General features: G+C 69.8%; 7 protein-coding genes. 2 read left to right on the forward strand and 5 right to left on the reverse strand.

What is annotated here, in order from left to right:
* The first annotated feature begins 59 nt into the window (after positions 1 to 59).
* Positions 60 to 2,162 (forward strand): sulfatase family protein, encoded by a 2,103-nt coding sequence (locus tag D7W81_RS17945; protein WP_120556616.1) that lies wholly within the window; start codon positions 60 to 62, stop codon positions 2,160 to 2,162.
* Positions 2,146 to 2,310 (forward strand): hypothetical protein, encoded by a 165-nt coding sequence (locus tag D7W81_RS42380; RefSeq protein WP_158621619.1) that lies wholly within the window; start codon positions 2,146 to 2,148, stop codon positions 2,308 to 2,310. Before D7W81_RS17945 ends, D7W81_RS42380 begins: the two co-directional genes overlap by 17 nt.
* Positions 2,311 to 2,329: 19 nt before the next feature.
* Here the strand turns inward: D7W81_RS42380 and D7W81_RS17950 are convergent, their stop codons facing one another.
* From D7W81_RS17950 to D7W81_RS17970, 5 genes are all read right to left on the reverse strand, one after another.
* Positions 2,330 to 3,640 (reverse strand): serine/threonine-protein kinase, encoded by a 1,311-nt coding sequence (locus D7W81_RS17950; RefSeq protein WP_120556617.1) that lies wholly within the window; start codon positions 3,638 to 3,640, stop codon positions 2,330 to 2,332.
* Positions 3,641 to 3,813: 173 nt separating this feature from the next.
* Positions 3,814 to 5,646, reverse strand: coding sequence for a serine/threonine protein kinase (locus D7W81_RS17955; protein WP_120556618.1), 1,833 nt, complete (start codon positions 5,644 to 5,646; stop codon positions 3,814 to 3,816).
* Positions 5,647 to 5,657: 11 nt separating this feature from the next.
* Entirely contained in the window at positions 5,658 to 6,548 is an 891-nt protein-coding gene (locus tag D7W81_RS17960; RefSeq protein ID WP_158621620.1) for a DUF2381 family protein, read from the reverse strand.
* 414 nt (positions 6,549 to 6,962) lie between these two features.
* Positions 6,963 to 8,249, reverse strand: coding sequence for a matrixin family metalloprotease (locus D7W81_RS17965; RefSeq protein WP_120556620.1), 1,287 nt, complete (start codon positions 8,247 to 8,249; stop codon positions 6,963 to 6,965).
* A gap of 195 nt (positions 8,250 to 8,444) precedes the next feature.
* Positions 8,445 to 9,243: sigma-70 family RNA polymerase sigma factor (locus D7W81_RS17970; RefSeq protein ID WP_244227265.1), on the reverse strand; the 799-nt coding region annotated here is incomplete at its 5' end.

Genomic DNA, 9,243 nt, shown 5'->3' on the forward strand with positions numbered 1-9,243 from the left:
GGGCACTCCCTCCGGCCGTGGGGTGGCCGCCGTGGGATTCGTGACCACGCTGCCCCCCGATGCCCGCCTTCGCCCGTACACCGCCGACGCTCGCTCGTGCCCTCCTGCTGGGCTGCCGGGCGGGCCTGCTCGTCTTCCTGGTGCTCTACACGCTCTGTGCCCTGCTGAACATGCAACTGGGTTACCAGGGGAACGAGAGCGGCGTCGTCACGGCGTACGTCTGGGACACGTGGCGGAGCGTGGTGCTGTGGCAGGTGGCGCGGCTGATTGGCGCGTACTGCGCGGTGGGGCTGGTGCTGGGGGCGCTGTTGGGAGCCGGGCTGTGGGCGGCGGAGCGCAGCCGGCGCGCGGTGTTCTGGCTGAGCGGCCTGGGGTGCCTGGTGGTGGAGGCGTTCCTGGTGGCGGGGGACATGGCGCGGCATCCGCACCTGTACGCGGCGACGCTGTACGCGCGCTCGGAGGTGACGGCGGCGGTGCTGCGGGGGCTGAGCGGCACGCAGCCGTCGGGTTGGTACATGGCGGCGTCGGTGCTGCCGGTGTTGAGCGTGCTGGCGGTGATGGGGCGGTGGCTGGCGGAGTCCTCCCGCTGGCGCGGCGTGCTGGGCGGGATGACGGCCGCGGCGGCGGTGGCGGGCTTCACGGGGCTGGGGCTTGCGCGGACGGAAGGCGCACCGGAGGCGCCCGTACGCGCTCGGCCGAACCTGCTCATCCTGGCGTCGGACGGGCTGCGGCCGGATCACCTGTCGGGCTACGGGTATCCACGGGCCACGTCACCGAACATCGACCGGCTGATGGGGGAAGGCACGCGCTTCGACGACACGGTGGTGCAGGTGCCGCGCACGGCCCCATCGTGGACGACGCTGCTCACGTCGCAGTACGCGGGCGAGCACCCCGTGGTGCACACGCTGGTGGGACGCGAGGCGCGCGAGGCGAAGCTCACCACGCTGGCCACGACGCTGGCGGAGCAGGGCTACCGCACGGCGGTGGTGGCGGACTACGCGGGGGATCATTTCTCGCGCTTCCCGTATGGCTTCCAGGTGGTGTCCGCGCCGGACTTCCGCTTCCCGGACCTGGTGCGGCAGCGGATGCTGATCACCCACGTGGCGCTGCTGCCATGGACGGCGCTGGCGCCGGGGCTGTTCAAGGAACGCGGCGAGTTTCCGGAGCTGACGGACCCTGCCCCGCTGCGCACGCGGGTGCGGCGCGTGCTGGACGGGATGCCGGAGGACGCGCCGTTCGCGATGGTCGTGTTCGCGTCCTCCACGCACTTTCCCTACGCCGCGCCGTGGCCGCAGGAAGGCCGGTACGTGGAGCGCGGGTATCGGGGGCCGTGGCGGTTCGGGGCGACGCCTCGGATGGAGGTGGATCCGGAAGCGCCCGCGGCCACGCCGGAGGACGTCGCGGCGCTGGGGGCGAACTACGACGCGGCGGTGCGCACGTTCGACGGACTCGTGGGCAGCGTGCGCGCGGACCTGGAGCGGCGGGGCCGGTGGGACGACACGCTGGTGGTGCTGCTGTCGGACCACGGTGAGCACCTGGAGGACGAGGGGCTGGGCCAGGGCCACGGTGACCATCTGTGGGGCAGCGCGGGGCTGCGCATCCCGTTCGTGGTGCGGCTGCCCGGACAGGTGGCCTCAGGGCGGGAGGTGGCGCAGCGGGCGCGCTCGCTGGACGTGGCACCCACGGTGTTGGATTTGCTGGGCGTGCCCGCGCCGGAGTCGTTCCGGGGACGGTCGCTGGCGTCGCTCGCGCGTCCGGGCCTGGAGCCCAAGCCGCTGCCGGATGTGCCGGCGCTGATTGAGACGGACGTGTGGTTCAGCGACCGCGATGGACAGGCGTACCAGACGGTGCGCATGCCGTATCCGTGGCTGTATGAGATTGCGATGGTGGAGGGCGACACGGGGGAAATTGCGCTGAAGCCGGAGTGGGAGGGTCCCGTGCGCCGGGCGCGGCACCGGGGTTTGTATCTGGGCCGGTGGAAGCTGTTGGAGCTGCCCACGCCGGATGGGGTGCGCGTGCAGCTCTTCGACACGGTGTCGGATCCGTCGGAGCTGCGCGACGTGGCCGGAGACAATCCGAACGTCGTGGCCACGTTGAGGGCGAAGCTGGCGGCGGAGCTGCCGGATGCGGCCGGTGAAGCGCGCGGTGCCGTGGGCCCCTGAGGCTCACGCGCCCGCGAGCACGGCGGGTTCTCGGGACCGGGCGTCCATCCTCCGCAGCGCCACCACCGTCCCCGCGAAGACCAACGAGCACACCGCCAGCAACGTCACGTGCACGGAGCAGGACAGCTGCGTGGCGGACGGCGCGTAGCATGACAACAGGAACGACGTCAGGTTGTTGAGGATGTGGACGAAACGGTTGGCTGCCGTCTCCCGATCCGGCGCGCTCCAGCGCCTGGTGCCGTCGTCACCTCGTCCGGATGGCGTGCGGCCGTGGACCTCTTGCGCAAGCCCTGACAAGGCGCGGGCTCGGTCGAGATTTCGTCCGGGTGAGGTGTACCGAGCATGGGCACGGAAATCCCGCCCTCATCATCCGGCACCGCGATGTCCCAGAGCTGATTTTCCGCTTCCGCGAGGGCCTGCTGAACCTCCTTCACCGCGTCCTCCCCCGAGTAGGGCGGCAACCGAGCCAGCCGCGCGCGAAGGAGACCCGCCAGTTCCGACGCCGTGGCGAAGCGCTCCGAAGGTTCGGGCCGTAGCAACGTGTGGAGAACGTCGCGCAGTGGCACGGACAGCCCCTCCGCCGCGCGCTCCACGTCTTCGGAACGGTAGGACATGGCACACCGGATGCTATCCTCCGCGAAGGGCGGCAGATTGAGCCCCAGGGAGGCCACCGATGCCGCGAGCACCTTCTCCCGTTCCTCCCGCGACAGCCGCGCCTCCACTCCTTCCGCGAGCAGGTGGCCCGGGTCGTAGAGGTGCCGGCCCGTGGCGAACTCCAGCAGTGTCAGCCCCAGGGAGAAGAGGTCGCTTCGCGCATCCACCGCGTCACCCATCAGTGCCTCGGGCGCGGCATAGAGGACTTCGCCTTGGGGCCGGGGGAAGGACGTCGCCACGCGCCCCGTCAACCGGGAGAGGGCCACGCCAAAGTCCGTCATCCGCACTTCACCGCGAGGGCCCAGGCGGATGCGGCCCGGGTTGACGTCGCGGTTGACGATGCCCAGAGGCAGACCTGCCTCATCCGTGCGCGTGTGCGCATGGTCCAGCGCCGCCGCGACCTCCGCGCCCACGTAGAGGACGAAGGATTCGGAGAAGTAGCGCCCGCGCGCCTGGGCCACCGACAACAGCGTGTTGAGGGATAGCCCCTCCAGGTTCTCCATCACCACGCACAGCCCATGCGGCATCTCGACAAGGCCATGGACGCGCGCGATGCGTGGGTGCTGGAGATAGCGCGCGAGCCGCACCTCCTCCTCCAGCCGCGCGCGCATGTGCTGAAAGCCTTCGGGCAGCGATTCCCCCTGCGGCAGCGGAATGCATTTGAGCACCACGCAGTCACCCAGCCCTTGGGGTGTCCGGACGAAGGCGAGCAGGACGCGCTCCCCCAGCCGCCCCACTCCCAGGTCCCGGAAGAATTCGTAGGAGGTGTCCCCCTGTGTGAAGAGCACGACGCCGCTGGTGAGCGGCTTGGACGGATGGGCCATGCGGAAACCCCTTGCACCCGCGCGAGAGGAATTCGCGAAGGAACTTGCAAGGTAGTGCCCGCATCGCTCCTGGGGAACGACGCGGCGGGTTCAAGGTCCCCCGGAATCCCTCTCACTCCGGGTGAGAAGGACAGGGGCTGAATTGTAAACGGGTGTTACGCCGGGCAGGAGCTTCAACGCCACCGTTCGACCGCGATGCCGCTCAAATTGGTTCGGGCCACGACCTCTCCCGGCTTGGACCCGTCCCAGGTCCTCCACCCGAAATCATCCACATTCCCTAGCTCGATGCAGACTGGCACCTTCTGGCCATTCGGAAGCCGGGCCTCGGTGTAGCGTCCCACGAGCAGGTCCTTGTTCCCCGTCCACAGGTAGCCGTAAAGCAGCGTGCCTTTGGGGAGCTGGGGCCTCTCGTCGGTGTACACCTCTCCCGTCACGGGTCCCTCACGGAAGACTCCGGCTTCACCCGGGTCCTGCTGACGCGCGTCCGCGTAGAAGGCGACATAGGCATTCTTCCGCATCCCCATCCCGCCGTCCGCCTTATTGGTGAACATTGCCTTGCGTGCGGCCTCGGGGCAGTCCGCGGCCTCGGGCCGCACCTGGGCTCCCGGGCAGCCCATCTGGAGGGCAGCGGCGGCGGTCAGACCCGCGCACGTCTTGAGGAAGCCACCCCATTGCGCCGGGGGCCAGCCCGGGGAGACGGCCAGGGGCTTTGGCTTCCTGATAGCGGGAGCGGGCGGCGGAGACATGGTCGAGGGAGCGCGCTTCACGGGAGGACTTTCCTTCTGCTCGGGTGCGGACACGGGAGAGGCTACTTCAGGGGGCATCGTGGCGGGCGCTGGAGGGGGAGGAGGTTGCTTCGGCTCTGGGTCCACCTGCTGCGCGGAGGAGGGCGTCAACGGCGTCCGCTGTGCAGTCGGGAGAGATTCCGAGGGCGTCGTGACGCGCCAGAGCACGAGGCCGCCCAGGAGCACGGCGAGCGCCACCACGAAAGCCCCTCGCGTGTTCGAGAGTCCACGCCGGGCAGCACGAGCGGGCTCGTCCTGCGACGGCGCGGGGGGCGGCGCTTCGGGGGCGAGTTGAACGTGGGCCTTGGGGACGTGGAAGGGCTCCCTCCACGCCACTCCCACCTCGGGCAGCAGTGCCGCCAACTCGCGCTTCATCACCTCCGCTGTGGGGGCACGCTTCTCCGGGTCCCGGGCAACGAAATGGAGAACGGCCGCACCCAGCGCCGCCGGCACCCGAGGGTTGAGCGAATGCGGCGCGGGCAATTCCAACCTGCCCCCCAGAAACATGGCCGGAGATTCACTCCAGGGGCGCGCAATCGTCAGCAAATCGTAGAGGCAGATGCCCAGCGCGTAGACATCATCCGTCGCCTTGAAAGCGTAACGCGCCTCGGACTCCTCGCCATGCTCGCGCAGGAACTTCGTGGCCTCGGGGGAGCGGTAGCGCCGGGTGCCGGGCGGCAGGGGGGAGTCCGTCAATTCGGGCGCCTGCGCGTAGCTACCCACCCCGAAGTCCAGCAGGAAGGGCTCGCCGTCGGAGGCGCGCACCAGGATGTTGCTCAACTTCAAGTCACGGTGGAACACGCCCCGCGCGTGCACGTGGGCCAGAGCGGAGGCGAGCTTGACGAAGAGGGTCACCACCTCGTGCGCCGTGGGGTGAGTCTTCTCCATCCACTCGCCCAGCGTGTAGCCCTCCACGTAGTCCTCGACGACGTAGAGCCAGCCCCGTGTCGCGTCGTTCCATCGGCCGTGGGCGTACGTGCGCACGATGTTGGGGTGGCCGCTCACCTGGGCCAGGCAGACCATCTCCCGCATCAGGCGCGCGTCCGACTGCTCCGCGTCTCCACTGCTGGCGCGGTGCATGGCCATCTTCAGCGCGAAACGCTGGCCCTCCTTCTCCACGAGGTAGACGGCGCCGAAGGAGCCCGAACCCAGGGCCTTCACTACTCGCCAGCCATCCACCATCTGCCCGGGCTTCAAGCTGGCGGGAATGAAAAGCAGCATGGCCCGCGCTTCTAGAACACCAGGGAAGAGATGAAAAGGCGCCGCGCTCCCGTGCTGTCGCGTAGCTCCACCCGGAGGGCGGCCTTTTCGGGCCAGTCCTCGCCACGGGCCTCCACCACGACCAGCGCCTTCCCGCCGGGAGCGATGTGAGGCTCTCGCATCGCCACCATCGCACGGGAGCGCCCACCGCGCGTTGAGGACAGCCGGGCCTCCGTGGGCGTCCACGGCGCCGCCCCTTCATTCGTGATTGCAAGCGAGAGCGCGACCCACCCTGTGCCTCGGAAGGCGATGAGACGCTCTACCTTCAGCCCGTCAGAGGGCTTCACCACCGCCCCTACTTGAAGGTCTTTCGCATTGACCCCCTCAACATCCATCGCCCTGGCCAGGATCATGCCCGAGGGCCCCGTGGCCGCGCTTCGCGCCCGCAGCGCTTCCAACTCGGCATCCTTGCCTGCGCACGCGGCGCGTACCTCGTCCAGTTCGGCCTGCACCGCCTCCGCCGTGCGTGGCAGCCGCGACACCTGGACCTGCGCGTCCACCTGCGTGGCATTCGAGACGAGCATGAACACGGCGCGTGGCGGGGACATGCCGTCCGCGAAAGGCACGGTCAGCAGGATGCGCTCACCCGTTGCCACGTCGCCCGTGGGCTTGAGCATGACCCACCGGTCGTTGACCACGAACAGCTCAAAACGGTCTCTGGCGTCCCCCAGCTTCACCCCTGCGCGATCCACGGGAGAGTCGAACTCCAACGCGGTGAGGGAGCCAGAAGCAACGTGCAGTTCCACCGGATTGCCGACTGCGGCCCGGGAGAGTGTCACCCGCCGCTGCATCAACTCACGCCCTCGTGAAGGCTCCTGCGCCGTGGCGTTCGTGCCAGGCAGGAGAAGGGACAGCAGCAGCAACGAACGGGATACCAGGAGCACCGGCAGGCAACCTCCGAGAAGACGGTGCAGACCGTAACAGGTGCCGTGGGGCCACAGGTCTTCGCGCTTCCTACGCACGCGCGAGCAATGTCCTCAGCGTCGGCACTTCGGAATCGGAACCGGGGCTCTTTGGACCTTACGAATCCAGCGATGGCTCAGGACCTCCTGGAGCCATGAGCCACGAATGACTCGACGCCTCAAGCCCGGCGCTTGAGTCCTAATGAGCACGAACGCGAGCACCACCGGCCACACGCGAGGGCGCGTCACGGGAACAACGGGCGCCAGGGACGGGGCGGCGCCGGGGTTTGAGAGGGATTCCAGGGCGGGCGACGTTGATGCCGCGCCCTTCCGCCGTCGAACCCCGCCTCACGCCGCCCCTTCCTGGCCAGCGCGTCAGTACCGGTACAGCTCCGCCGCCACCTGGGCGTCGCAGGACGTGACGGCGGATCCGCAGACGGTGGGGCTCGAGTACATGATCGAGTTGCAATCCCAGTGGTGCGCGATGCCGAGCGTGTGGCCAATCTCATGCACGCTGACGCTCTTCGCGTGGTACGCGCCCGCGTGATACGTGTTGTTCATGTTGACGACGCTGCCGGTCATGCAGCCGCCCGACGCGTAGTTCCAGGTATAGGCAAGCCAGCCGTTGTTGCCGTACCAGTTCTCATAGACCATGACGTCGGAAGAACCGCTGCCACGCCAGTGCAGGTACAGGCCGTTCGAGACGCTCGTGTACATCCACGCGTTCATCGCGTCGCCCACCGGCCACCGCGTGGTCGTGAAGTCCGTGTACGTGACGTTCGTGGGGTAGCGGCACCACCTGTAGCCAAAGGTCGGGACCCCGCACCAGCTCTGGGCGCTCGGCCCGCTCGGCGCGTCCTCCACCGAGGGCACCGCGCGCGCCTCGGGGCGCACGTACTCCACGGCCTGGGCGCGGGCGCTGACCCGTGCGAGCAGCGCGTCCACGGGGCCCCCCACGTGCTGCTTGAGCGCGGTGGCGTGACGCGATGAGCTGGGGCCCTGCACGAAGCCCCCCTTCACCAGGACGCGCCCCACCGGCCCTCCCGTCACGGAATAGATGCCCGTCAGGGATTGCACGGCCAGCGGCTTGACGCCCTCCTGCGGCGCGAGGAAGAGGACGGCCTGCTCCCCCACCGCCGGCAGCGGGCTGTCCTCCGGCGCGAGCGTGCAGCCGTCCGCGAGCAGGCCGCCGGGATACATGACGTCCACGGTGGCCCCCTGCGCCACGACGTCACCCGACGCGCTCCGCAGCTCCCGCGACGTGCGCGCGATGTTGGAGACCCGCACCGTCGCGATGGTGACGGGCAGGTCCGTGTAGAGGCCGCTCAGCTCACCGGAGGCCGCCCCTTCCGTCTTCGACCGCGCGTAGCTGCGCAGGACGTCGTAGCGCGTGGACTCCACCTTCCCGTCGATGATCAACGCCGAGTGGTCCGTCAGGTCCTCCACGCTCTTCTCCTGGAGGACCCAGTCCATCTGGAGCGTGTGCTCCGTCCCCTCGGCGTGTGCCGGAGCGGGCACCGGCGTCTCCGGCACCCACGCCTTCACGTGCGCGTCCAGAGGAGCGGGGGCGACGGCCTCATCCCCTCCGACGTCGTTCGTGCACCCCACCATGCCCAGCAACGCCAACGGCATGGCCCAGCTGCGTGCGGCGACTGCGGACATGGCGGTGCTCCATCGGGTCCACTGCTTCATGGGCTTGCTCCCTTTCGCGTGACGCGCACCGCCGGACACACGGGTCCCATGACGCCCGAATATCGACGCGTCGCGACATCCCTTGTTTCCATTGGTTGCGGTTCTTCCCCAGGGACGAGAGCTTGAGAATTTCGTCTCACCCGGCCGTGATTTCGGGGCGCGGAGTCAGTCTGCCAGCAGCTGGCGCAGGCTGATGTCCAGCTCGCTGCGCACGAGGCGCAGCAGGCTGTCCAGTTCGCCGGGGGTGAGCCCCAGCCGCGCCGTCAGCTCCTCGCGGGTGAGGGCCAGGAGCCGTTCACGGGCGCGGGCGACCCAGCGCGCCACGGTGGAGCGCGGCGCCTGCGTGGTGGCCGCCATCGCGTCCATGGACAGGCCATGCACGTGGTGCAGCCGCAGCAGGTTGCGCTCGCGCGCGTCCAGCCGGCCCAGCGCGGCGCGGAAGGCCCCGCGGAAGTCCTCCTGGTGCCGCTCGCGGATGAAGGCCAGCTCGGGGTCCGCGCCCAGCCGCTCCGCCAGCCCTGGCAGCCGCTCGCCTACCGGTTGCTCGCGGGGCGCGGCGCGCTGCTGGTCGATGTGCAGCCGTAGCGCCACCGCCCGCACCCACTGCGCCAGCGGCGCGCGCCCGGAATAGGAGGCCAGCTTCGGCGGAGCCCCCCCTACCGGGACGAGCAGCCGCTGACGCAGCAACTGCCGCAGCTCATCCACCTGGGAGGGCGACTCGCCCGGCAGCCACGCCCCCACCTGCGACAGGACCCGTGCGTCGAACGCCTGGAGGGCCCGCGCGTTCCCCCGCGCGCAGGTGAAGGCCAGTGCGAGCTCCTCCACACGCAGGCTCGCGAGCACCTCGCCAGCGTCACCCGTGGAGGGCAGCCGCTCCGCCGCGTGCGCCAGGAAGGCCTCCACCTCCAGGCCCACTTCCGGCCAGGCCTCGCGCGCGCACCCGGGGCTGGAGGGGGTGCTCGAG

Source organism: Corallococcus aberystwythensis (genome assembly GCF_003612165.1).
Taxonomy (GTDB): Bacteria; Myxococcota; Myxococcia; order Myxococcales; family Myxococcaceae; genus Corallococcus; species Corallococcus aberystwythensis.